20 protein-coding genes are annotated in these 23,799 nt (G+C 52.0%); 3 read left to right on the top strand and 17 right to left on the bottom strand.

What is annotated here, in order from left to right; genetic code table 11:
* Positions 1 to 386: 386 nt before the first annotated feature.
* The 13 genes from KM934_RS09970 to KM934_RS10030 form a co-directional block, all read right to left on the bottom strand.
* Complete coding sequence (locus KM934_RS09970) at positions 387 to 2,144, bottom strand: ATP-dependent DNA helicase (protein WP_215760468.1); 1,758 nt, start codon at positions 2,142 to 2,144, stop codon at positions 387 to 389.
* A gap of 8 nt (positions 2,145 to 2,152) precedes the next feature.
* Entirely contained in the window at positions 2,153 to 4,699 is a 2,547-nt protein-coding gene (locus tag KM934_RS09975) for a transglycosylase domain-containing protein (protein WP_215760469.1), read from the bottom strand.
* Between the two features lie 44 nt (positions 4,700 to 4,743).
* Positions 4,744 to 5,673 (bottom strand): tRNA (adenosine(37)-N6)-dimethylallyltransferase MiaA, encoded by a 930-nt coding sequence (miaA, locus tag KM934_RS09980; protein ID WP_215760470.1) that lies wholly within the window; start codon positions 5,671 to 5,673, stop codon positions 4,744 to 4,746.
* Between the two features lie 186 nt (positions 5,674 to 5,859).
* Positions 5,860 to 6,630, bottom strand: a complete 771-nt coding sequence (gene lpxA, locus KM934_RS09985; protein WP_215760471.1) for an acyl-ACP--UDP-N-acetylglucosamine O-acyltransferase — start codon at positions 6,628 to 6,630, stop codon at positions 5,860 to 5,862.
* 10 nt (positions 6,631 to 6,640) lie between these two features.
* Positions 6,641 to 8,032, bottom strand: a complete 1,392-nt coding sequence (locus KM934_RS09990) for a bifunctional UDP-3-O-[3-hydroxymyristoyl] N-acetylglucosamine deacetylase/3-hydroxyacyl-ACP dehydratase (protein WP_215760472.1) — start codon at positions 8,030 to 8,032, stop codon at positions 6,641 to 6,643.
* 5 nt (positions 8,033 to 8,037) lie between these two features.
* Positions 8,038 to 9,078, bottom strand: a complete 1,041-nt coding sequence (gene lpxD / locus KM934_RS09995; protein ID WP_215760473.1) for a UDP-3-O-(3-hydroxymyristoyl)glucosamine N-acyltransferase — start codon at positions 9,076 to 9,078, stop codon at positions 8,038 to 8,040.
* 175 nt (positions 9,079 to 9,253) lie between these two features.
* Positions 9,254 to 10,075 carry an orotidine-5'-phosphate decarboxylase gene (gene pyrF / locus KM934_RS10000; RefSeq protein ID WP_215760474.1) on the bottom strand — a complete coding sequence of 274 codons (822 nt, stop codon included), beginning with the start codon at positions 10,073 to 10,075 and terminating at the stop codon, positions 9,254 to 9,256.
* A gap of 10 nt (positions 10,076 to 10,085) precedes the next feature.
* Positions 10,086 to 11,198: a peptide chain release factor 1 gene (gene prfA, locus KM934_RS10005; RefSeq protein WP_215760475.1), complete on the bottom strand. Its 1,113-nt coding sequence runs from the start codon at positions 11,196 to 11,198 to the stop codon at positions 10,086 to 10,088.
* A gap of 47 nt (positions 11,199 to 11,245) precedes the next feature.
* Positions 11,246 to 12,409 (bottom strand): AIR synthase-related protein, encoded by a 1,164-nt coding sequence (locus KM934_RS10010; RefSeq protein WP_215760476.1) that lies wholly within the window; start codon positions 12,407 to 12,409, stop codon positions 11,246 to 11,248.
* 24 nt (positions 12,410 to 12,433) lie between these two features.
* Positions 12,434 to 13,180, bottom strand: a complete 747-nt coding sequence (locus KM934_RS10015; protein WP_215760477.1) for a shikimate dehydrogenase family protein — start codon at positions 13,178 to 13,180, stop codon at positions 12,434 to 12,436.
* An 8-nt stretch (positions 13,181 to 13,188) separates the two neighbouring features.
* Positions 13,189 to 13,923, bottom strand: coding sequence for a bifunctional demethylmenaquinone methyltransferase/2-methoxy-6-polyprenyl-1,4-benzoquinol methylase UbiE (ubiE, locus tag KM934_RS10020; protein WP_215760478.1), 735 nt, complete (start codon positions 13,921 to 13,923; stop codon positions 13,189 to 13,191).
* 6 nt (positions 13,924 to 13,929) lie between these two features.
* Positions 13,930 to 14,880 (bottom strand): phosphoribosylaminoimidazolesuccinocarboxamide synthase, encoded by a 951-nt coding sequence (locus KM934_RS10025; protein WP_215760479.1) that lies wholly within the window; start codon positions 14,878 to 14,880, stop codon positions 13,930 to 13,932.
* A gap of 19 nt (positions 14,881 to 14,899) precedes the next feature.
* Positions 14,900 to 15,907 (bottom strand): PhoH family protein, encoded by a 1,008-nt coding sequence (locus KM934_RS10030; protein WP_215760480.1) that lies wholly within the window; start codon positions 15,905 to 15,907, stop codon positions 14,900 to 14,902.
* A gap of 155 nt (positions 15,908 to 16,062) precedes the next feature.
* Between KM934_RS10030 and KM934_RS10035 the strand changes: the two genes are divergently transcribed.
* Entirely contained in the window at positions 16,063 to 16,914 is an 852-nt protein-coding gene (locus KM934_RS10035; RefSeq protein ID WP_215760481.1) for a DUF5715 family protein, read from the top strand.
* 28 nt (positions 16,915 to 16,942) lie between these two features.
* Here the strand turns inward: KM934_RS10035 and KM934_RS10040 are convergent, their stop codons facing one another.
* The 4 genes from KM934_RS10040 to pyrB form a co-directional block, all read right to left on the bottom strand.
* On the bottom strand, positions 16,943 to 17,497 hold the full coding sequence (locus KM934_RS10040) for a hypothetical protein (protein ID WP_215760482.1): 555 nt from the start codon (positions 17,495 to 17,497) through the stop codon (positions 16,943 to 16,945).
* Between the two features lie 269 nt (positions 17,498 to 17,766).
* Positions 17,767 to 19,047, bottom strand: coding sequence for a serine hydroxymethyltransferase (gene glyA, locus KM934_RS10045; RefSeq protein ID WP_215760483.1), 1,281 nt, complete (start codon positions 19,045 to 19,047; stop codon positions 17,767 to 17,769).
* Between the two features lie 65 nt (positions 19,048 to 19,112).
* Positions 19,113 to 19,568 (bottom strand): aspartate carbamoyltransferase regulatory subunit, encoded by a 456-nt coding sequence (gene pyrI / locus KM934_RS10050; protein WP_215760484.1) that lies wholly within the window; start codon positions 19,566 to 19,568, stop codon positions 19,113 to 19,115.
* Positions 19,569 to 19,603: 35 nt separating this feature from the next.
* Positions 19,604 to 20,554, bottom strand: a complete 951-nt coding sequence (pyrB, locus tag KM934_RS10055) for an aspartate carbamoyltransferase (protein WP_215760485.1) — start codon at positions 20,552 to 20,554, stop codon at positions 19,604 to 19,606.
* Positions 20,555 to 20,668: 114 nt separating this feature from the next.
* Here pyrB and KM934_RS10060 point away from each other — a divergent pair, with 114 nt between their 5' ends.
* Positions 20,669 to 22,981: a transglycosylase domain-containing protein gene (locus tag KM934_RS10060; protein ID WP_215760486.1), complete on the top strand. Its 2,313-nt coding sequence runs from the start codon at positions 20,669 to 20,671 to the stop codon at positions 22,979 to 22,981.
* A 491-nt stretch (positions 22,982 to 23,472) separates the two neighbouring features.
* On the top strand, positions 23,473 to 23,799 hold a 327-nt coding region (locus tag KM934_RS13340; protein WP_394369503.1), incomplete at its 3' end, for a transposase DNA-binding-containing protein.

The following is a 23,799-nucleotide window of genomic DNA, read 5'->3' on the forward strand; positions in this document are numbered from 1 at the left end:
CCGCCTTCTTTCAAAAGAGCGAAGCCCGAGGATTCTAACGAGTCTTCGGGCTTTTGCGTGTTGTAGGAAGTAGGGCTCTTGTCCTCTTTGTGTGGTATTTGGCCTTATGCTTGCTTCAAGGTGTATGTCCTTGTGCTTGCTGCAAGATGTATGGTCTTGTACTTATTGGAAGGTGTAAGGTCTTACTTGTTGTAAGGTGTAGTGACTGTAACTTGTGTTCAGTAGTAGAAGTTGTTTACCAAGAGAAATCTGGTAAGAAACATAGAGATGTCGCATTTTCTTAATAAAAGCGCATGCCTTAATTAAAGGCATGCGCTTTTATTAATTGTGTTACCAGCTTAGGTACTAATTGATTACAAAGTGCGTAATTTTCTTTATGAAGGACATTATTTCTTTTGTTTCAACTTTTTGAGTTTTCGTTTGGCTTCAGGTATATCGGGACAAAGGGCTAATGCTTTTTCGTAGTTACGGATGGCTGCTTCCTTCATTTTCTCCATTTCGCATTCCTTGCCCATGATTACATACTCAACAGCAAGTTTTTTCAAGAAGTCGTTTTTCTGTTGTATTTGGTCTTGTAGCTCCTCGATCTTCTTTTGTTGTGTGTTAATGATGTTGAGTTTACGTCGGATAAGCCTTTTTGATGCAGGTTTCTCTATGTCGTAACGACTGTGAATGGCCAGGAAGAAGGCGTCGAGTGCAGCTTGCATGTCACCTCTGTCGAAGGCTTGCATGGCATCCCAATACTCCTTGTCGGCCTTCGACTGCTTGAGGGCGGTGCTAATGGCCGTGGGGTCGTTGTAACTCTTAGCAAAGTTCTTGACTTCCGTGCGTACGAAGATGTCGTTGCGCTGAATAGGATTTTTTAGGGTTAAGCCCTGTAGTGAAGTGCAGCGTGAGAGGGCGACGTAGGTCTGTCCGCCTGCGAAGACGCCACCGGTGAAGTCGAGATTTACGCGGTTGAACGTTAGCCCCTGACTCTTATGGACTGTAATGGCCCATGCCAAGCGTACAGGGAATTGGGTATAGGTGCCCAATTCTTGCTCCTCGATCTTCTTCTCCTGTTCGTTGAACGTGTATCTTACGTTCGACCATTTCTCGCGTTCCACATCCAGTTCGTTCCCGTCTTCTGCAACTACATAGATGCGATCGTGATTCTCTTCATCGAAACCAATCACGGTGCCAAGGGTGCCGTTCACCCAACGATGGTCCATATCGTTTTTGACGAAGAGCACCTGCGCACCAATCTTCAATTCCAACTCTTTTGGGGTGGGAAGGCTCGACTCTGGAAATTCTCCTTCGATGACGCCCATGAACATTTCAGCGCCTCCAGGGAGATCCGACAACCGTTTGTTGTTGATGAAGTCGACCGTGTCGCGGCGTGCTGACAATGTAATGGATAATTGCTTATCGTTGGTTGTCTCCGTTGCTTGGTTGTCGTCGAAAGTGACACGCTCGTTGAGCAGCGCCAGGTCGGTAGTACTCACTTGTGACGTGCGGATATGGTCAAGGATGCTGATGAATGTAGGATCGCTTTGCCTGTAAACCTTCCTCAGTTCGATGGATACCAGCTGCATCTGGTAGAATATCTTGGCGTCGAAAAAATAGGCAGACGCATAAAAGGGACGCAATAATTGCCAATCGTCCTCACGTACCACAGGTTCCAGCTGGTAGATATCGCCTACAAACAACAACTGTTTGCCACCAAACGGCTCGCGCATGTTGTGGCAATAGATGCGTAGCACCTTGTCGATAAAGTCGATGATGTCTGCGCGAACCATACTGATCTCGTCGATGATGATGAGTTCCAACTCACGCAGAATCTTGATTTTCTCACTGTTGTATTTTAACGTCTTGCGAATGTTGTGAGGCGTGTACTGGGTGTCGTTGGGTAGTAGGGGGTGGAAGGGCAACTTGAAGAAACTATGCAGAGTGGATCCTCCCGCATTGATGGCGGCGATACCCGTAGGGGCAAGTATGATGTGTTTCTTTTTGGTGTGCGACGCTATGTATCGCAAGAAAGTGGATTTACCCGTCCCCGCTTTCCCCGTAAGGAAAAGCGAGCGGCGGGTAAATTGTATGATTTGAAGTGCTTGTTGCAGCTCTTCATTCTGAAGGTCTATTTGAGTTTCCCCAGTTGTAGGCATAAGTATGTTTAGAGATTGTCGAAATTGACAGTTTCCTCTGTCTTGTGCTTTTTGTCAGTGCCTGTCTCGGTCTTTTCCTTTCCGAGTGTGGTGCCTTGCGATGGCGTGGTAATGGGGTTGCCATTCTCATCGAGCACAATCTCCTCATCGGTAACCATCACGCTATCACGATGCAGACTTGATGAGTCGTTGCGTGCCGGAGCGTAGTAAGGCGAGCAATCGTACATGTCCTTGGTGATGCTCTCGTCGTTAGGAGTTTGGAACTTAGCGTGGTACTTCTGGAAAGCAGGATCTTCCATGACCGAATGGATGAAGTAGCCGCAGATGGGCAATGCCGTCCTTGCGCCCTGTCCGAGCGCACCTGTGCGGAAATGGATGGAGCGGTATTCACCGCCTACCCATGCGCCCACAACCAGGTTGGGGCTGACTCCTACGAACCAAGCGTCGGAGTGGTTGTTAGTCGTTCCCGTCTTGCCACCCCAATCGGTGTCTCTAAATGAGTTGCCTGCATATTCGGCGGCGGACAGGCTCACCGATGTGCCACCACCGTCGTGTGTGCCGCTCATGAGCAACTTTTGCATGAAGAAGGCGCTCTTGTATGGGATGACTTGCTCGGACGTGGACTTATCCACGAACACCTCGTTGCCGTCGCTGTCGACGATGCGCGTCACCAACGTGGGTCGATGGTGCATGCCGTTGTTGGCGATGGTGCAGTAGGCACCTGCCAACTCGAGCAGGTTGACATCACTCGATCCCAAGGCCAAGGCTGGGTTATCGTCCAATGGGCTCTCGATACCCATTTTTTGAGCCGTTTCAATGATGTTCTTGATTCCCAATTCCTGACCCAAGCGAACGGCCACCGAGTTGATACTCTTGGCGAACGCGCTCTTCAGGGGGATGGAATCGCCCGAGAATGAGCCATTGGCGTTTGTCGGGGTCCAAGTGGTCATTTCCTTTTTCTTTTTGTCGTAGACCTGCATGGAGATGTATTCGTCGCGTCGCTTATCGCAAGGAGTGAGACCTTCGTTCATAGCCTCGGTATAGACAAACAACTTGAACGTAGATCCAGGCTGTCTTTGCGCCGTTACCTTATCGTATTTCCACGACTTGAAATCGATGTCGCCAACCCATGCCTTTACGGCACCCGTTTGAGGTTCCATGGCCACCATTGCGCAATGCATGAAGGTCACCATGTACTTGATGGAGTCCTCTGATGTCATCATCTTGGTGATGGAACCCTTGTCGTAGTCGAACACCTTCACAGGGTGTTTCCATTCCTTATAATAATAAGTCACAGAGTCGGGCTGGTCGGGGAACCTTGCTTGTAGGGCCTTATAGAAAGGCTGGCGCTCGGCAATGCTTTGCACAAAGTTGGGGATTACCTGATGGTTCTCGTCTTGCCAAGGCTCCTGACGCAGCCAATTGGAGTCTTGGTTGCGGTAGATGCTCCAATGGTTGTTGAAGTTCTTCTGCACAATCTCCATTTGCTTCTTAGCGGCCTCCTCAGCATATTTCTGCATCTTGGAGTCTAAGGTCGTGTAAATCTTCAATCCCGAACTGTAAAGGTCGTAATGGTTCTCGTCGCACCAGTCCTTAAGTTCATCAGAGATGGCCTGGCGGAAATACAAGGCCTGGCCATCGTAGTTTTCCTCCATCTTATAATGCAAGGTAATGGGGATGGCCTTCAGTGAGTCGTACTCCTGACGAGTGAGGTCGTTGTGAGTGCGCATGTTGTTGAGAACTGTGTTGCGGCGCACAAAGCTCTTCTCGGGGTTCGACTTAGGATTGTATAGAGTGGTGGCTTTCAGCATACCCACAAGTACGGCGGCCTCCTCTGTCTTCAGGCTGTCGGGGGTTGTGTCGAAGTACGTTTTGGCAGCTGTCTTGATGCCATAGGCGTTGGAACCGAAGTCCACGGTGTTGGCGTACATGGTTATGATCTCCTTCTTGTTGAATACGGTCTCCAACTTCGTAGCAATGATCCATTCCTTACTCTTGATGATGAGTATCTTCAAACCAGGAATTTTTCCCAGTAGCCCCGTAGAGTAGTTGGAACGCACACGGAACATGTTCTTTGCCAACTGTTGGCTGATGGTAGATGCGCCACGTCCATCGTGGTGTAGCACCGCATCTTTCATGGCACTGAACACGCCCACGACGTCGACGGCCATGCCACGGGGTCGCTTGTAGTAGCGCTCGTCCTCGGTGTCGATGAGCGCCTTGAAGAAAGCGGGAGCCACCTCTTCGTATTTCACGGGAGTGCGGTTCTCGTTAAAGAATTTTCCAATCAACTTGCCATCGGCACTATAGATTTCCGAGGCTTGGTTGGTCTGCGGGTCGAGAATGCCCGAAAAATATCCTGGGCTCCTTCCGAAAAGCCAAAGGAAATTGATGTCGACTGCTCCCAGGTACAATAGGAAGGCGACGATGAGTGAAACGAAAGCGACACCTGTTTTGGTGTACCATGCTCGTCCGCGATACAACCCTTTATACCATGGCCAGAATTTGCGCATCATACGCCAGAACCAGCCTGCCAATGCCTTAATCTTTTTCATTGCTTGTTGATATTATATTATTGCAAATATACGAAATATGTCGGTTAACGTGTCTTCTGATGGATGAAATTTAAGATATCTTCAATGTTTTCGGGTGAAAACCAAGTGATATCGGTATCTTTCTTGAACCAAGTCAGTTGTTTGCGCATATAGCAGCGTGAGTTTGACTGGATTTGCCTGATGGCCTCTTCGAGGCTGATGGTGTTGTCGAAGTAAGCGAACAACTCCTTGTAGCCCACGGTGTTTAAGGAATTGAGCCCACGTTTGGGGTAGAGCGCCCTTGCCTCATCAATCAGTCCGTGGTCGACCATTTCAAGAACGCGCTTGTTGATGCGGTCGTACATTTCCTCCCTGGGGCGGTTCAATCCTATCTTGATGATGTTGAAAGGGCGTTCCTTCTTCTTCTTTGTGCGGAAGGAGGAGTAGGTCTTTCCTGTCATGTGGCATATTTCCAAGGCATGTACCACACGTCGAGGGTTGTTTCGGTCTACGATCTGCCAATGCTCGAGGTCTAACGTTTTCAATTCCTCGACAAGGGCGGGAAGTCCCTCGTCGGCAAGACGTTGCTTCAGTGTTTGGCGTGTTTCGTCGTCGACGGTAGGAATGTCGTCGATGCCGTTGCACACAGCATCGATATACATCATGCTACCACCAGACATAAGACAGTTGGGGTGGGGAACGCCGTCTTCCTCGCCATTGTATAGACGCTCCAGGAGAGCCAACACTTCCTGTTCGAACATGGAAGCGCTATAGTAATCTTCTAAGTGATGGGCGCCAACAAAATAATGCTTGGCAAGCGCAAGTTGGGCCTTGGTGGGCGCGGCGGTGCCTATAGGAAGTTCGGCAAAGATTTGGCGCGAGTCAGCGTTGATGACTGGCGTGTTGAGCTGTTGGGCGACTTGAATGCAAAGTTCGCTTTTTCCCACTCCTGTCGGTCCTAAAATAACGATTAGATTTTTAGTCGTTGGTAACATCAAGGAATCGCGTTGTGATGGTTGTTTGCCAAGCTATTGTAAGAATTGAGGGCGTGCCGTAGCGCATCCCTCAATTCTTTTTATTGGTAAGTAGGAACAAAGATGATGTTCCTTCGTTCGTGCGTTGGTAATGTGTCGGTCTATGCGTGTTGGGTAATTCGTTATGCATGTCGTGTGCGACATGAGTTAGCGAATGATACCGCGCTTTGATGATGACACAAAATCGATAATGTATTGAATCTCAGGCGTAATCTGAAGTTCGCTTTTGATCTTCTTGATGCCCTCGGCCAAGATACCCTCGCTATAGAGCATGCGATAAGCGTTGTGGATGAGATCAATGAGGTCGTTGCTGAATCCGTGGCGTCTCAATCCCACAAGGTTGATACCTGCATAGCGAGTGGGCTCCTTGCCTGCAATAATGTATGGGGGAATGTCTTGGCTAAAGCGGCAGCCGCCTTGGATCATGACGTAACCTCCGATGTGGCAGAACTGGTGGCAGAGCACCACAGCACTTATGATGGCATTGTCGTCGACGGTGACCTCGCCTGCAAACTTGGTAGAGTTGCCGATGATGAGTCGGCTACCCAAGATGCAATCGTGCGCCACGTGCATGTTCTCCATCAGCAGGTTGTTGTCACCCACCTTGGTGGTTCCTCGTGAGGCGGTTCCTCGTGAGATGGTTACGTTTTCGCGAATGCTATTGTTGTTGCCCACCTCGCAGATGGTATCCTCGCCTTTGAACTTCAAGTCTTGTGGCTTGGTGGAAATGCTGGCTCCGGGGAAAATCTCGTTACCGCTTCCTATGCGCGCTCCATAGTTGATGGTGACATTGTTCTGTAGAACGTTGTTGTCGCCCAAAACCGTGTTGCGATCGATATAGCAGAATGGGCCAATGATGTTGTTGTCTCCCAGTTTTGCCTCGGGATGCACGAATGCTAATGGACTTATCTGGTTCATAGTAAGAGATTTATTTGTTTTTTATGATTTGTGCGGTGAAGGTAGCCTCCGACACTACGTGGTCGCCGACGAACATGTAACCCTTCATGGAGCTGATGCCGTGGCGGACGGGGCCAAGGAGTTCTACTCTGAAAAGCAAGGTGTCGCCCGGAACGACTTTGTGCCTAAACTTCACATCGTCGATTTTCAAGAAATAGGTAGACCATTTCTCGGGTTCTTCCAACTGGCTCAAAACCAACAGTCCACCACATTGAGCCATAGCCTCGATCTGGAGCACACCAGGCATGACGGGCTCTTCTGGGAAGTGTCCTTGGAAGAAGGGCTCATTGGCGGTGACATTCTTTACGCCCACGATGCTTGTTGCGCCCATGGCCACCACCTTGTCGATGAGCTGCATGGGGTAGCGGTGGGGCAAAAGCTGGCGGATGCGGATGTTATCCATCAGCGGTTCGTCGTTGGGGTCGTAGATGGGGGCTTGGATTTCGTGCTTGCGAATCTCCTTGCGCATGAGGCGCGCAAACTTGTTGTTGATGGTGTGACCTGGCCGTGTGGCAATGATGCGACCCTTGATGGGTTTGCCGATCAGTGCCATGTCGCCAATGATGTCGAGGAGTTTGTGCCTTGTGCACTCGTTGTCCCACATCAAGGGCTTGTGTTGGATGTAGCCAATCTTTGTGGCATCCATGTGTGTAACCTTAAGCAGGTCGGCCAACTTGTCCAACTGTGCTTGCTCCACCTTTTTCTCGTAAATTACGATGGCGTTGTCGAGGTCTCCGCCCTTGATAAGGTTGGCCTCCAACAAAGGCATGATGTCGCGCACGAAGACGAAGGTGCGTGCAGGTGCTATTTCCGATGAATAGTTAGCTATGTTGTCGAGTGTGGCAAACTGGCTACTGATGAATTTCGATTGGAAAGAGCACATGGCAGTTACCGAGAACTGCTCATCGGGCAAGATGGTGATGCACGATCCTGTTTCCTCATCGCGCACCTCGATTTTCTTGCGAATGATATAGTAGTCCTTCGGAGCGTTCTGCTCAACAATTCCCACCTCGTTGATCTTCTCCACATAGGGGTTTGCTGAACCATCCAGGATGGGGAACTCAGGGCCGTTGACCTGAATGAGGCAGTTGTCGATGCCCAATGCGTAAAGGGCCGACATGCCATGCTCGATGGTCGACACTCTGACCTCGCCACATTGGAGAACGGTTCCGCGCTGTGTGTCGCCAACGTTCTCGGCGATGGCTTCGATGATGGGTTCGCCCTCTAAGTCAATGCGTTGTATCTTGTAGCCTGTGTTTTCTGGAGCGGGATTGAAAGTCACGGTAAGACTTAGGCCTGTGTGAAGTCCCTTTCCGTAAAGGGAGAAACTTCCGCCAAGCGTCGTTTGTTTTGCTGTATCCATGTGCTTCATTGTTTTTTCTTTAATTGTTCGACTTCTTTCTGCAAAGCCGTCAGTTGCTTGTACATCTCAGGCAAGCGCTGGAAGATGGCTTGGCTCTTGAAATAGGGCAGCTTCTGCATGGGAGGCGTACCGATGAGCGTCTGGTTGCTCTCCAATGAGCCGGGCACTCCTGATTGTGCGCCCAAGAACACCTTGTCGCCAATTTGGATATGTCCGGCGATACCCACTTGTCCTCCAAACATACACCACTCTCCAACCTTTGTGGATCCTGCCACGCCAACCTGGGCTGACATGACGGTGTTCTTTCCGATGTCGGTGTTGTGTGCAATTTGCACAAGGTTGTCGAGCTTCACGCCCTTGCGCACGTAGGTTGATCCCATGGTTGAACGGTCTACGCAAGAATTGGCGCCGATTTCCACATCGTCCTCAATGGTTACGATGCCAATCTGCGGAATCTTATCGTATTGTCCGGTTTCCACGTTAGGTGCAAATCCAAATCCATCTGATCCGATGACGGTTCCTGCATGGATGATTACTCGGTTTCCCAACTTACACCCGTAGTAAATGGTGGTGTTTGGGTATATGATGCATTGCTCGCCCACTTTCACGTTGTCGCCGATAACGGCATGGGGATAGATTTGGCATCCGTCGCCAATCTCCACTCCGTCGCCGATGTATGCGAAAGCTCCCACATACACATCCTTGCCTATTGTGGCCTTGGGAGAGATGAATGCCAATTTGTCTATGCCAGTCTTTTTGGGTTTGGCAGCCTCATACATCTGTAACAGCTTAGCCACACAGTCGCGTGCGTTTTTCACTCTGATAAGAGTAGGCTTTACGGCTTTTTCAAGGTTGATGCTCTCGTCGATCAGGACAATGCTTGACTGTGTATCGTCGAGGTAATGAGCATACTTGCCGTTAGCCAAAAAAGAAATGGCTCCGGGCACGCCTTCCTCAATCTTCGCAAAAGTGTGAACCTTCGCGTTTTCGTCGCCCTCGATTTTTCCTCCGATGAACTGGGCTATTTGCTTTGCAGAGAATTCCATTTTTAGTTTTGATTGAAATATTTCTGCAAATATAGTAATTAATATTTAAAAAAGAGGAAAAACTCGATTAATATTTGGGTTTTTAATTAGTAAAGGCGCGCAATTGCACAATTGCGCGCCTTATGTGAATTGAAAATACGGGTTGATCTCATCCAAACCCGATGCCCGATGGGGCTTAGATCTTTTCCAGTTCGATGGCCATTTCCTGTTGCAGGGCTTTGGCCTTTTCTGCTGCCGCCTGGGCGAAGTCTTCACCTTGGCTTGCGTAGATGATGCCACGGCTTGAGTTGACGATCAGTCCGCACTCCTTGGTCATTCCGTATTTGCAAACCTCTTGCAAGCTTCCGCCTTGAGCGCCAACACCTGGAACCAGCAGGAAGTGGTCGGGCACAATTTTTCGGATGTCCTCAAACATCTTGCCTTGTGTGGCGCCCACCACATACATCATGTTGTTTTTGTCGCCCCACTCGGTGCTTTTCCTAAGCACCTTCTCGAAGAGGCGCTCGCCATGTGCATCCTCGGTCAGTTGGAAGTCGGCCGATCCTGCGTTTGACGTGAGTGCAAGCAAGATGACCCATTTTCCCTGGTAAGCCAAGAACGGCTTGACGCTGTCCTCGCCCATATAGGGGGCGATGGTCAGCGAGTGGACACCGAAATCCTCGAAAAAGCTCTTGGCGTACATGTTCGATGTGTTGCCAATGTCACCACGCTTGGCGTCGGCGATGATGAAGTGGTTGGGGTAGTTTTCCTTGAGATAATTGATGGTCTTCTCGAAGGTGGCTATGCCCTTGAGCCCCATGCTCTCGTAGAATGCGAGGTTGGGCTTGTAAGCCATACAGTAGGGGGCCGTCGCATCGATGATTTGCTTGTTAAACTCGAATGCGGGGTCTTCCTCTTTCAGCAGGAACTGTGGGATCTTGCGAAGGTCTGTGTCGAGTCCCACGCATAAGAAAGTCTTCTTGCTGAAGATCTGCTCTATGATTTGTTGTCTGTTCATGGTATTGGGTCTATAATTCGTTTTCTTTCAGTTTCTCGGCGTTCTCCACAACGATCAAGGCGTCGATCATGTCTTGGATGTCGCCCGCCAAGAATCCTTGCAGGTCGTGTGTGGTGTATCCGATTCTGTGGTCGGTAACACGGCCCTGTGGGAAGTTGTAGGTTCTGATCTTGGCGCTTCGGTCGCCCGTCGACACCAATGAGCGGCGTCGGCTTGAGATGTCGTCCATGTACTTCTTATGCTCATGGTCGTAGATGTATGTGTACAGACGGCTCAGGGCTCGTTCCTTGTTCTTGGGCTGGTCGCGCGTTTCGGTACATTCGATGAGGATTTCCTCCACTTCGCCCGTCTCAGGATTCTTCCAGGGATAGCGCAAGCGGACGCCCGAGCTAACCTTGTTGACGTTCTGTCCACCGGCTCCGCTGGAACGGAATGTGTCCCACTTGATGTCGCCCTCGTTGATGTGCACCTCAAACTTCTCCGCCTCGGGCAATACGGCTACCGTGGCCGCGCTGGTATGCATGCGTCCTTGGGTCTCCGTGGCCGGAACTCGTTGCACACGGTGCACGCCCGACTCATACTTGAGGATGCCATAAACGTTGTCGCCAGTTACGGCGAAGTCGATCTCCTTGTATCCGCCAACAGCGCCTTCGTTGGCATCTGTTACGCTCACTGTCCATCCCTTCTTCTCGCAATAGCGCTTATACATATTAAAGAGGTCGCCTGCGAAGAGGGCAGCTTCGTCGCCGCCTGTTCCTGCGCGAATTTCCATCTGCACATTCTTGGCGTCCTCGGGATCCTTGGGCACCAAGTCGAGTTTGATTTCCTCTTCCAGTTTGGGTTGCAGGCTCTCGTTCTCTTGCAGTTCCTCTCGAGCCATAGCCTTCATGTCGGGATCGCTTTCGTTGGCCAATATGTCCTTAGCTTCCTTGATTGCGTTCAGGCATGCTATGTAACGCCCTCTGGCGTCCATGATGTCGTCGAGGTCTTTGTATTCCTTTGTCAGCTTGACGTATCGTTGCTGGTCGGCAATGACCGCCGGGTCGGTAATCAGCATGCTTACCTCCTCGTATCGACTTACCAAGCCTTCAAGTTTTTCCAGTATCTTGTTGTTGTCTGCCATGTTTCAGTTTGGTCGGATAAAACGAATGGGTGGTTTTCCTTTTTTAATTAATAATTGAACTCGCCATATTCGCTCTTGATGGTCAATGAGCGTGTGCCTTCCTCGATGCGTCCCACCACCTGTGCGTCGACGCCAAAGCTCTTGCTGATGGCTATCACCTGGTCGGCAAACTCCGGCTTGACGTAGATTTCCATTCTGTGGCCCATGTTGAACACCTGGTACATCTCTTTCCAATCGGTTCCGCTGCAGTCGTGGATGATTTGGAAGAGTGGGGGGATGGGGAACATGTTGTCCTTGACGACCTTGCAGTTCTCGCCCACGAAATGCAGCACCTTTGTCTGTGCGCCGCCTGTGCAATGCACCATTCCGTGGATCTCAGGATGCAACTCGTCCAATATCTTTCTGATGATCGGTGCGTAGGTGCGTGTGGGTGAGAGCACCAGCTGTCCGGCATCCACCGTCAATCCCTCGATTTTCTCGGTCAACTTATACTTTCCGCTATACACGAGCTCGTTGGGGACGGCTTGGTCGTAGCTCTCGGGGAATTTCTCCGCCAAGTATTTGGCGAACACGTCATGGCGTGCGCTGGTCAGTCCGTTGCTTCCCATACCTCCGTTGTATCTGTGCTCGTAGGTGGCCTGTCCTGTTGAGCTCAGGCCCACGATGACGTCTCCGGGTTTGATGTTGGCGTTGTCGATGACATCGCTACGCTTCATGCGGCATGTTACGGTAGAGTCGACGATGATGGTTCTCACCAGGTCGCCCACGTCGGCCGTCTCGCCTCCCGTGGGCCATATACCCACTCCCAGTTGGCGCATTTCCTCAAGGAAGCTATCTGTTCCATTGATGATTTCGCTGATGACCTCTCCGGGTACGAGCATCTTGTTTCTACCGATGGTGCTCGACAGGAGGATGTTGTCGACGGCTCCCACACAGAGCAGGTCGTCGGTGTTCATCACTATGGCGTCTTGTGCGATGCCTTTCCATACGCTCAGGTCACCGGTTTCTTTCCAATACATATAAGCGAGCGACGACTTGGTGCCAGCCCCGTCTGCGTGCATGATGTTGCAGTAGTCGGGGTCGCCGCCCAGAATATCGGGTATGATTTTGCAGAAGGCCTGTGGAAAGAGGCCCTTGTCTATGTTTTTGATGGCGTTGTGCACGTCTTCCTTAGCGGCGCTGACGCCACGCATCATGTATCGGTTGTTCATGGTTGATGGATGTGTTAATGGTGATTATTCTTTGCTGTTCCAAAACTCCCAACTGGCGAAGGCTTGGAGCAACAGCATCTCCAGTCCGTTCTTGACGATGGCTCCGTGAGCCTTTCCCCTTTTCATGAATAAGGTTTCGTCGGGGTTGTATATGAGGTCGTAGAGCAACGTATGCCCGTCCATGGCCTCATAGGGTAGGTTGGGACATTCGTCGGCGTGCGGGTACATGCCGATGGGCGTGCAGTTTACGATCACATTGTATTCCTTAATGGTTTCTGGCGTGATTTTGCTGTATTGTGTTGTTCCTGGCTTTTCGGTTCGGCTCACCTTCAAGGTTTCCAGTCCGAGCTTTCTCAGGCCATACTCGATGGCTTTCGACGCTCCGCCTGTTCCCAGCACGAGCGCCTTCTTGTGGAATCGCTCAAGCAGCGGCTCGATGCTTTGGGTGAATCCGATGACGTCGCTGTTGAATCCCTTTAGGATGGTTTTGCTTCCCTTGTGCGTCACCCTGATGACGTTTACCGCCCCTATCTCCCTTGCGTCTTTGCTTAGCGCATCGAGAAACCCTATCACCTTTTCTTTATAGGGAATGGTGACGTTAAGCCCTCGCAGGTTGGGGTTTGAGTCAAGGATTTCAGGTAATCCGTCGATCGACGGAATCTCAAAATTCTCGTAGGTGGCGTTGATGCCCTCGTTTTCAAACTTCTCGTTGAAGTATCCGATGGAGAACGAGTGGCCCAAGGGGTAGCCGATTAAACCGTATTTGTCCATAGTCAGAATTATTTTTGAGCATAATACATGGTGCAGATGCCAAAGGTCAATCTTCGGAACGAAGCTTGTGAGAAGCCTGCCTTCTTGAGTATTCCCACCATTTGTTCTCCTTGTGGGAATGCCTCAATGGATGCAGTGAGGTATTGGTATGCTCCCTTGTCTTTCGAGATCAGTTTTCCGTAGACGGGGAGGATGGTGTGCGAATATATCTTGAAGAGCTGCTTCATGGGGAACGACACGGGTGTGGTGAGCTCCACCAGGCTCAGCTGCCCTCCGGGCTTCATCACTCGGCAAATCTCCGCCAATCCCTTGTCGAGGTCTTGGAAGTTGCGTATGCCGAAGGCCGATGTGGCGGCGTCGAACGTGTTGTCGGGGAACGACATGGCCAAGCAGTCTTCCTTCCTCATTTCGACCTTTCCCTCCAGATGTGCGTGCTTCACCTTCTCCCTTGCCACTTTCAGCATACCCTCGGATATGTCGATGCCGACGATCTTTTCGGGGCAGAGCGCTTGGGCTGCCAAGATGGCGAAGTCGCCCGTTCCGGTGGCTATGTCGAGTATGCGCTTGGGTTTTCCGGGCGCCAACTGTCTGATGGCGCTTCTTCTCCATCCCTTGTCGATGTTCCACGATAGGCGGTGGTTGAGCGTGTCGTAGGTGGGGGCGATGTTGTCGAACATCTCCTCCACCAATTTTTCCTTAGCGCCCTGCTTTCCGTAGGGCTTTATCTCTTCTTGCTTGTACATTCGTGCTTATTGTCTCGAAGCCAGGTATTCGCTGACGTTCTTCTCGATGCGTGCGGCGATGTCGCCCTCCTCGGCAGCTTGGTCAAACTTCTCGCCCGTGATATGCTCGTAGAGCTCCACGTATCTGTCTGACACCTGCTGGGCGTACTCGTCGGTGATCTCTGGCATTTTCTCTCCGGGCTGGTTCATGAAGCCACGCTCGATAAGCCATTGGCGCACAAACTCCTTCGACAGCTGGCGCTGGGGCAGCCCCTTCTCCAGTTTCTCCTCGTAGCCGTCTGCGTAGAAGTAGCGGCTTGAGTCGGGCGTGTGGATCTCGTCGATGAGGTAGATCTGTCCGTTGCGTTTTCCAAACTCGTACTTGGTGTCAACGAGGATGAGTCCGCGCTTGGCGGCGATCTCCTGACCGCGTGCGAAGAGCTTGCGTGTCCAGTCCTCAATGACGGCATAGTCCTCTGCCGACACGATGCCCTGCTCGATGATCTCCTCGCGTGAGATGTTCATGTCGTGGCCCTCGTCGGCCTTGGTTGTGGGAGTGATGATGGGCTCTGGGAAGCGCTCGTTCTCGCGCATTCCGTCGGGCAGCTTCACGCCGCAGAGCTCGCGGCATCCGTCCTTATAGGCTCTCCATGCCGAGCCGGTGAGGATGGAGCGAATGATCATCTCCACGCGGAATCCCTCGCACTTGAGGCCCACGGTCACCATGGGGTCGGGTGTAGCCTGCTTCCAGTTGGGGCAGATGTCGCTTGTTGAGTCGAGGAACTTTGCGGCAATCTGGTTGAGCACTTGTCCCTTGAAGGGGATGCCCTTTGGCAACACAACGTCGAATGCGGAGATGCGGTCGGTGGCCACCATCACGATGAGGTCGTCGTTGATGTCGTAAACGTCGCGCACTTTTCCGTGGTAAACACTCTTCTGTCCATCAAAATGGAAATCGGTACTAGTTAATGCCTTCATGATAAATTATTTATAATCTTTAAATCCTTGTGTCTGCGTTTGTTTCCTGCGTGCTTCTGTGGTGCGAGCCGCTGGTGGCCTTGCTGTCGGCCTGCTTGTCGTAGTCGGCGTAGGCGTCTACGATGCGTGTCACCAACTTGTGGCGCACAATGTCCTTTTGCGTTAGGTTGACCACCGATATGCCCTCTATGTCCGAGAGAATTTCGAGCGCCTCTTTCAGTCCGCTCTTCTGTCCTCTGGGCAGGTCGATCTGTGTCATGTCGCCTGTGATGATCATCTTCGTGTTCCATCCCATGCGCGTGAGGAACATCCTGATTTGTGCGGGCGTGGTGTTCTGTGCCTCGTCGAGGATGACAATGGCATCGCTGAGCGTTCGTCCGCGCATGAAAGCGAGGGGTGCGATCTGTATGACGTGCTTGTCCATCATGTCTTGCAGCCGGCTTGCCGGCAGCATGTCCTCCAGGGCGTCGTAGAGCGGTTGGAGGTAGGGGTCTATCTTGTCCTTCATGTCGCCGGGCAGGAATCCCAGTTTCTCGCCGGCCTCTACTGCGGGTCGGCTCAGTATGATTTTCTTCACCGCTTTTTCCTTCAGGGCCTTTACGGCGAGGGCAATGCTCAGGTAGGTCTTTCCCGATCCAGCTGGTCCCACGGCGAATGTCATGTCGTTCTTGTTGAACGCGTCGATGAGTCGCTGCTGGTTCTCCGACCGGCTTTTGATGGGCCTTCCGCTTACGCTATAAACCAGTACGCCCTTGACGCTATCGGCCTTTGTGGGTTGTCCTTTTATGATGTCGAGGATATCTTCGTCGTTGATGGTGTTGTATTTCACCACGTGTCGGCGCATGGCTTCGAGATCCATCTCCACCTTGGCCATCTCGTCCTCGTCGCCCAGCACGCGAATCACGTTGTCGCGAGCTACGATGCGCAATTTGGGGTAGAGCGACTTAACCATTTGGAGGTGACCATTGTTGACGCCGTAAAACACAACGGGGTCGATGTCCTCAAGTACTATATGTTTCTCTGTCAATACCTTAGTTCTTTTTGTTGTGTATAATATGTTGCAAAATTACGATAAATATGTGAGATATCATTCTAAAAATATAAAAATTAAGTGTTCGGAACGAATATTTTATAAGCCTTTGTTTTGCCATTTTTCCTATTTGTGCTAATTTTGCAGGTGAAATGAAAATTAGCAAATCAAGATACATCCTTTCTTTTTTGGGCGCCACCTGTGTGTTGGCGTTGGTGCGTTGTGCTTTTCCGTCGGTGGCTAACGATTTGTCGCACGATGCGCCGAGCCCATCGGTTGCCGATTCGTGCGAGGCTCAAGTGGCAGACGGAAAAGTGGCGAATGGCGTTTCGTCCGATAGCATTCAATCGGTTGATGCGCAATGTGTTGATGATTATTGTTTGAGCGATTCTGCAAAGCTTCGCTCGCGCTTCTTCAAGGCCGACGGAACGCTTGCCAAGAACCGCATTTTTAGTGTGCCGGGGTTCCAGGTGTCGTTTCCCGACCAGAACGATGTGCAGCTTGAGGCCGCACAGAAGCATGGTGTGAAACCGGTGGTCGACCGCGAGGACGCCGAGAACCGCAAGTCGGAACTGGTCTTTGTAGGCGGCAACATGTATTTCTATGTGGATCGGTTGCGCAATAGCATTCCTTATTTGGTGCCGCGCGCGTCGGTGTTGTTGCAAGACATCGGCCAGGCTTTCTTCGACAGTTTGCAGATGAAAGGTGTTCCGTTGCATAAGCTGATTGTTACCAGCGTGCTTCGTTCGAAGGCCGATGTGGAGACGCTTCGGGGTCGCAATGGCAATGCCACGCAAAACAGTTGCCACCTGTATGGCACCACGTTTGATGTGTGCTACAACCGTTACAAGACGGTTGAGGCTCCTGGTGAGCAGCGCCGTGCGGTTCGCAACGACACGTTGAAATGGGTGTTGTCTGAGGTGTTGCGCGATATGCGCGAGAAGGGCCGTTGCTACGTTAAGTATGAGGTGAAGCAAGGCTGCTTCCATATCACGGTCCGGTGACGCCGTGGGGATAGGGGCTTTTCCGCCCTTATCTCATCTTATACTCCTCGCTCTTTCCCAACGGCGTACCCTCGTTGTCGAATTGGTGGTCGCGTATCATCCAATGTTGTTGGCTTTGTGCTGCCGATGGGTTGATGCATCTCGAGGCACGCTTGATGGTAATCCTGTTGTGTTTATGGGAGATGGAGAATCCCTCGCCTATAAACTTCGTTTTCCTTGTTTTCGAATCATACATCCACAGCTCCTGTCCGTTTTCGAGATAGGAGGGTACCATCCCCTTTTTGTCGATGGCAATGAAGAATGTGTTTTTGTCATCGCTCATCCAAGTGGCAATGATGGAAGCGTAGGGGCGTGAGGAAAACGTCACCTCCTCGCGTCGGTTGGTCCTCACGTCGTAGCGCAGGAGCCTGTCGCGCAAGGTGTAGTAGAGGCAATGGCGTCGGTTGTCGGTGTATTTTGCAACGATCTGTGCCTGTCCTGGCAACCTCTTGGCCACGGCTTTTACGCGGTTGGCGATGGGTGTCTGCGCCATGGTTCCCATGGAACAGAGTAGGGCGATGAAGAAAGGGTACTGTCTTTTCAAAACACAAATGGGTGAGAAGGTTGGGTTCTTGCTATATTTCCCCTCATCAAACACGATTCTGCGTAGGATGCTCATGCCCGAATGGGGCTTGAAAATCCTAATCTTGGATTTGCCTTGAACGCCAATGTTGGATTTCTGCTTGAATCCCAATGTTGGATTCCTGCTTGAATCTTGGGGTTGGATTTTGGGGTTAAATAAAACCCTGCTGGGGTTGTAGAATCTTCCCCAGCAGGTGTTGTCTTGTTCAGGCGTATGCGTCTTTGCTTGGATTAGTAGGCAAACAACGGATAGTCCTTCATGGTCTCGTTCACTTTCTCTCTTACGCGCTTGATGACCTGCTCGTTCTCGGGGTCGGCCAGCACCTCGTCGATGAGGCTTGCTACGAGATGCATGAGGTCTTCCTTGGCGCCACGTGTTGTCATGGCTGCTGTGCCGAGGCGGATGCCAGAGGTCTGGAATGCGCTACGCTCGTCGTAAGGAACCTTGTTCTTGTTCACGGTGATGTCGGCTGCCACGAGGGCGTTCTCGGCCACCTTGCCCGTGAGCTCGGGATACTTGGGGCGCAGGTCGAGCAGCATGGAGTGGTTGTCGGTACCACCGCTCACAATGTCGTAACCTCTGTCGATGAGGTCTTGTGCCAATACGGCAGCGTTCTTCTTCACCTGTGTGGCGTAGTCGACCCACGACGGCTGCAGGTTCTCGCCGAAAGCCACGGCCTTGGCGGCGATGACGTGCTCCAACGGTCCACCCTGGTTTCCAGGGAATACGGCGCTGTTGAGCAGCATGCTCATAGGCTTGACCACGCCCTTCTTAGTGGTCAGGCCCCATGGGTTGTCGAAGTCCTTACCCATCAGGATGACGCCACCGCGCGGACCGCGTAGCGTCTTGTGGGTGGTGGTGGTTACGATATGTGCATATTTCACGGGGTTCTTGAGCAATCCGGCGGCGATGAGACCTGCGGGGTGAGCCATGTCGACCATGAAGATGGCTCCCACCTCGTCGGCGATCTTGCGCATGCGCTCGTAGTCCCACTCGCGGCTGTAGGCCGATCCGCCACCGATGATGAGCTTAGGCTTGTTCTCCAGGGCGAGGCGTTCCATCTCGTCGTAGTCCACGCGGCCCGTCTCGCGGTTCAGCGTGTAGCCCACCTGATGATAGAGTATACCTGATGTGTTGACGCTACTTCCGTGTGAGAGGTGGCCGCCCTGGTCGAGGTCGAGACCCATGAAGGTGTCGCCTGGCTTCAAAACGGCGAGCAGCACGGCCTGGTTGGCCTGTGCGCCAGAGTGGGGCTGCACGTTGGCATACTCGGCGTCGAACACCTTCTTGATGCGTTCGATGGCGAGTGTCTCCACTTGGTCTACGATCTGGCATCCGCCATAGTAGCGCTTTCCAGGATAACCCTCGGCGTACTTGTTTGTGAGGTAGCTGCCCATGGCAGCCATCACCTGGTCGCTCACGAAGTTTTCTGACGCAATTAATTCCATGCCTCTAAGCTGGCGCTGGTGCTCTTGCTCAATGAGGCTGAAAATCTCTGTGTCTCTTTCCATTGGTAATGATTTTGGGGTTAATAATGAGTTTTAATGATTGCTATTCTGCTTGTTCACACGAGGGTTCACACCAGTTCCACCTTGTTCATGTCCTGCTCCTTGTCGCAATAGTGGCATTTGAGTATGCCCTTGCTTTTGTCGACAATGGTGAAGAAGGTCGACATGGGCTCATTGTTTGTGATGCACTTGGGGTTGTTGCATTTCACAATTCCGTGTAGCTCGTCGGGGGTGTCGATGGTTCGCTTGTCCACCACCTCGTAGTTTTTGATGACGTTGAGCACGATCTTTGGCGCGATGACCGATAGCTGGTTGATTTCCTCGTCGGTGAAATATTTGTTGGCGATTTTGATGATTCCTTTCTTTCCGATCTTCTTCGACGGCAGGTTGTATCCGATGGTTATTTGCGCGTCGAGGTGGTCGAGGTCGAGCAAGCGTGCCACTTGGTAGGTTTTCTCGGCGGGTATGTGGTCGATGACGGTTCCGTTCTCGATGGCCGCCACCTGCAATTCTTTCTTTCCCATGATGTTTTCGTTTTTTACGTTGGTGCTCATTGTTTTCACTCGCCGATGATGGTTGTGTCGTTCTTCACGTCGTCCAGGCTGATTCCCAGGCAGTAGCAGAAGAGCGCTTCGCGTGCGAACAGTCCGTTCTTGGCTTGCTGGATGTAGTAGGCGTGGGGGTTGTCGTCCACGTCGTAGGCTATCTCGTTCACGCGTGGCAGCGGGTGCAATATCTTCATGTTGGGCTTTGCGTTGGCCAGCATGTTGTTGCGCAGGATATACACGTTCTTCACTCGCTCATATTCCATGAGGTCGGAGAAGCGCTCTTTCTGCACACGTGTCATGTACAGGATGTCGGCGTTGGCAATCACTTCCTCGTCGAAGGCTGTGTGCTCGTGGTATTCTATGCCGTGCTTGTCGCAATAGAGCTTATACTCGTCGGGCATGGCGAGCTCCTTGGGCGCTATGAAATGGAAGGTGGGGTGGAAGTGTCGCATGGCCATGATGAGCGAGTGTACGGTTCGTCCGTACTTGAGGTCGCCCACGAGGTAGATGTTCAGGTTTTCCAATGTGCCCTGTGTCTTGTAGATCGAGTAGAGGTCGAGCATGCATTGCGATGGGTGCATGTGTGCTCCGTCGCCTGCGTTGATGATGGGCACGGGCGCCACCTCGCTGGCGTATTGTGCCGCACCCTCGATGAAGTGGCGCATCACGATCACGTCGGCGTAGTTGCTCACCATGAGGATGGTGTCTTTCAGGGTCTCTCCCTTGGTGGTGCTTGATGTCTTGGCGTCGGCGAAGCCTATGACTCTTGCGCCAAGGCGATTGGCTGCTGTTTGGAAACTGAGTTGTGTTCGAGTGGATGGCTCGAAGAAGAGTGTGGCCACAACCTTGCCATTCAGAATTTCTCTGTTAGGGTGCTTTTCAAATTCTTGCGCCATTCCAAGCAAATACTCTATTTTCTCCTTGGAGAGGTCAGCAATGGTCACAAAGTCATGTTTTTCCATTTTGTCTTAATTGATGGTTGCGTTTTCGACTGCTAAGTTAATTATATTTTTTCATTTGTGCATGAGTTTTTGAAGAAAAATTGTATTTTTGCAAAAATAATGTGATTTTCCAAGATGAGAAAGAAGTTCATTCATATATTATGGTTAGTGCTGGGGCTGTTGGTGGGCACCACCACCTTGTTGTTTTTCCTCATTTGGTTTGGGGTGGTGGGCTATTCGCCCGACATTGAGAACCTGCAGAACCCCATCAGCAAGTCGGCCTCGCTGGTCTATTCGGAGGACGGCAAGGTGCTGGGCACCTACAATGCCGACAAGGCCAACCGCATACCGGTGTCGTTCTCCAAGTTGTCGCCCCACCTCGTCCACGCCCTTGTGGCCACCGAGGATGTGAGGTTCTATGAACATTCGGGCATCGATTTCATCGCCCTGGGCCGTGCCATCGTGAAGCGTGGCCTGCTGGGCCATGAGAGCGCGGGTGGTGGTAGCACCATCACGCAGCAGTTGGCCAAGCAGTTGTATTCGGCTCCGGCCAGCTCGAGCGTCGAGCGCATGTTGCAGAAGCCCATAGAGTGGGTGACGGCCATCAAGCTGGAGCGCAATTTCACCAAGGAGGAGATCATTGCGCTATACCTCAACTATTTTGATTTCCTTCATGGCGCCGTGGGCATCAAGACGGCCGCCAACACCTATTTTAATAAGGAGCCCAAGGACCTCACGGTCAACGAGGCGGCCTTGCTCATCGGCCTCTGCAAGAACCCGTCGCTCTTCAATCCCGTACGCTATCCCGAGCGTTGCAAGGAGCGCCGCAATGTGGTGCTGGCGCAGATGGTGAAGGCGGGCTACCTGTCGCAGGCCGAGGGGCGCGAGTATGGCGCGCAGCCCATCGAGCTCCATTTCCACCGGGCCGACCACAAGGATGGTGTGGCGGTGTATTTCCGCGAGTACCTCAGACAGTATATGATGATGGAGCGGCCCGAGCGGAAGAACTATCCCTCGTGGAACTACAGGCAGTTTGTGATCGACTCAATAGCCTTTGCCACAGATCCTTTGTGCGGTTGGTGCAAGAAAAACACGAAGAAGGATGGCACGTTCTACAACATCTATACCGATGGATTGAAGATCCACACCACCATCGACTACAAGATGCAGCAGTATGCCGAGGAGTCGGTCTATGGCCATGTGGCCCGCTACCTCCAACCTATATTTAATAAGGAGAACAAGGCGAAGCCCAACGCGCCATTTACCGAGGACCTCACGCCCGCCCAGGTGAAGCAGATCATGAACCGTGCCGTGAGGCAGAGCGAGCGCTACCGGGTGATGCAGGAGAGCGGCTGCTCGGCCGAGGAGATTGAACGGTCGTTCCGCACGCCTGTCGACATGACGGTGTTTACCTATCATGGCGACATCGACACGGTGATGACACCGCTCGATTCCATACGCTACTACAAGTCGTTCCTCAGGGCCGGCTTCCTCAGCATGGACGCCCACAACGGGCATGTGAAGGCGTATGTGGGCGGCATCGACTTTGAGCATTTCCAGTACGACATGGTTATGGGCGGTCGCCGACAGGTGGGATCGACCATCAAGCCCTTTCTCTATTCGCTCGCCATGGAGAACGGCGCGTCGCCATGCGACAGGGCGCCCAACGTGCAGCAGACCTATATGGTGGGCGGAAAGCCATGGACCCCACGCAACGCCAACCGCAGGCGGTATGGCCAGATGGTGACGCTGAAATGGGGATTGGCGCAATCCAACAACTGGATATCGGCCTATCTCATGAGCCGCCTGAACCCCCGGCAGTTTGTCAACATCCTGCATAAGTTTGGCATCAACAACCCCGACATCTATCCTTCCATGTCGCTCTGCCTTGGTCCCTGCGAGGTGTCGGTGGGCGAGATGGTGAGCGCCTACACCACGTTTGCCAACAATGGCATCCGCATCGCCCCGATGTTTGTTACGAAGATCGAGGACAATGAGGGCAATGTGGTGGCCGAGTTCCAGCCTCGCATGAACGAGGTGATCAGTTCTGCGAGCGCCTACAAGATGCTGGTGGAGCTGATGGCCGTTGTCGACGAGGGAACGGCGGGTCGATTGCGGTTCCGCTACCACATCCCAGGAGAGATTGGCGGCAAGACGGGTACCACCAACCGCAACTCCGACGCGTGGTTCATGGGCTTTACGCCCCAGCTGGTGAGTGGCGTGTGGGTAGGCGGAGAGGACCGCGACATCCACTTCGACAACATGCGCATGGGGCAGGGCGCCACGATGGCGTTGCCCATCTGGGCTTATTTCATGAAGAAGGTCTACCGTGACCAAAGCCTGCCCTACGATTCCACGGCCGTGTTTGATGTGCCCGAGGACTTCAATCCTTGCGGGCACGAGGATATGACCACCGAGCCCAACGAGATCGACGAGGTCTATGAATAACGGGGGGCGACTCTCAATGCCAAGTGCCGGATGCCTGAACGATTCTCAATGCCGGGTGCCCGAATGGCCATTCGGCTGTTCAACATGAGGACGACCTTAAGGCCGAAAAATGGAAACGTGGAAACGCGGAACGCCCTGCGGTGTAATGCGACGTGTGGCTTGCGCCCCCTTTCAGGGCGTAACATGGCGCTTCGGTTTTACCCTGGGCTAAGGAGGGCCGTTTGGGCCTTTCGGCCCCGTTAGGCTTAGCGAAGACGTAGAATTTACTCTGGTTCTTCCGTTAAATGCATATATGAGATATGGAATGGCTGGAAGGACTGAAAGGAATCGTAGCGATAGAGCAACGCGCCTGTAAGGGCAACAGCCTTCTATTCTATGCTTTTGCCCTTGCTAGGGCGTATGTAAAACCCAATGGCCACCCAGGGTGATGCCCTACCCTTTATACACATCTTTTGTTCTTTGAAATCATTGGAATTCTGTATATTTGTCAGATGAAAAGTTCCCCATTTACGAGTCTGACATTTAACGACAAGCGGATTAGCGCAAGAGCTAATTTGACATTATCGAAGATGATTGCCACAGGCAACTCCGTCATAAATAGAATTTTTGGTAACTTTGCGGATAAAATTGCTACATACAGAATGTTCAACAATCCCAAGGTTACAATGGAATCTATTGTTAGTGCCTATGCGGACGCTTGCAAGGCGCGAATGGCTGAAAGCCATTGCACACATGTACTCTGTCTTCAAGATACATGTGAGACAAATTATAACGGTCACAATCTCCGCATGCATAAAAAGGGGAAAACTCCAGGCTGT

The organism is Hallella faecis, assembly GCF_018789675.1.
GTDB lineage: Bacteria > Bacteroidota > Bacteroidia > Bacteroidales > Bacteroidaceae > Prevotella > Prevotella faecis.

Excerpts from the sequence above, each read along its gene's own strand:
- KM934_RS09970 (WP_215760468.1), bottom strand. The coding sequence starts at position 2,144 with ATGCCTACAACTGGGGAAACTCAAATAGACCTTCAGAATGAAGAGCTG.
- KM934_RS09975 (WP_215760469.1), bottom strand. The coding sequence starts at position 4,699 with ATGAAAAAGATTAAGGCATTGGCAGGCTGGTTCTGGCGTATGATGCGC.
- miaA (WP_215760470.1), bottom strand. The coding sequence starts at position 5,673 with ATGTTACCAACGACTAAAAATCTAATCGTTATTTTAGGACCGACAGGA.
- lpxA (WP_215760471.1), bottom strand. The coding sequence starts at position 6,630 with ATGAACCAGATAAGTCCATTAGCATTCGTGCATCCCGAGGCAAAACTG.
- KM934_RS09990 (WP_215760472.1), bottom strand. The coding sequence starts at position 8,032 with ATGGATACAGCAAAACAAACGACGCTTGGCGGAAGTTTCTCCCTTTAC.
- lpxD (WP_215760473.1), bottom strand. The coding sequence starts at position 9,078 with ATGGAATTCTCTGCAAAGCAAATAGCCCAGTTCATCGGAGGAAAAATC.
- pyrF (WP_215760474.1), bottom strand. The coding sequence starts at position 10,075 with ATGAACAGACAACAAATCATAGAGCAGATCTTCAGCAAGAAGACTTTC.
- prfA (WP_215760475.1), bottom strand. The coding sequence starts at position 11,198 with ATGGCAGACAACAACAAGATACTGGAAAAACTTGAAGGCTTGGTAAGT.
- KM934_RS10010 (WP_215760476.1), bottom strand. The coding sequence starts at position 12,409 with ATGAACAACCGATACATGATGCGTGGCGTCAGCGCCGCTAAGGAAGAC.
- KM934_RS10015 (WP_215760477.1), bottom strand. The coding sequence starts at position 13,180 with ATGGACAAATACGGTTTAATCGGCTACCCCTTGGGCCACTCGTTCTCC.
- ubiE (WP_215760478.1), bottom strand. The coding sequence starts at position 13,923 with ATGTACAAGCAAGAAGAGATAAAGCCCTACGGAAAGCAGGGCGCTAAG.
- KM934_RS10025 (WP_215760479.1), bottom strand. The coding sequence starts at position 14,880 with ATGAAGGCATTAACTAGTACCGATTTCCATTTTGATGGACAGAAGAGT.
- KM934_RS10035 (WP_215760481.1), top strand. The coding sequence starts at position 16,063 with ATGAAAATTAGCAAATCAAGATACATCCTTTCTTTTTTGGGCGCCACC.
- glyA (WP_215760483.1), bottom strand. The coding sequence starts at position 19,047 with ATGGAAAGAGACACAGAGATTTTCAGCCTCATTGAGCAAGAGCACCAG.
- pyrI (WP_215760484.1), bottom strand. The coding sequence starts at position 19,568 with ATGGGAAAGAAAGAATTGCAGGTGGCGGCCATCGAGAACGGAACCGTC.
- pyrB (WP_215760485.1), bottom strand. The coding sequence starts at position 20,554 with ATGGAAAAACATGACTTTGTGACCATTGCTGACCTCTCCAAGGAGAAA.
- KM934_RS10060 (WP_215760486.1), top strand. The coding sequence starts at position 20,669 with ATGAGAAAGAAGTTCATTCATATATTATGGTTAGTGCTGGGGCTGTTG.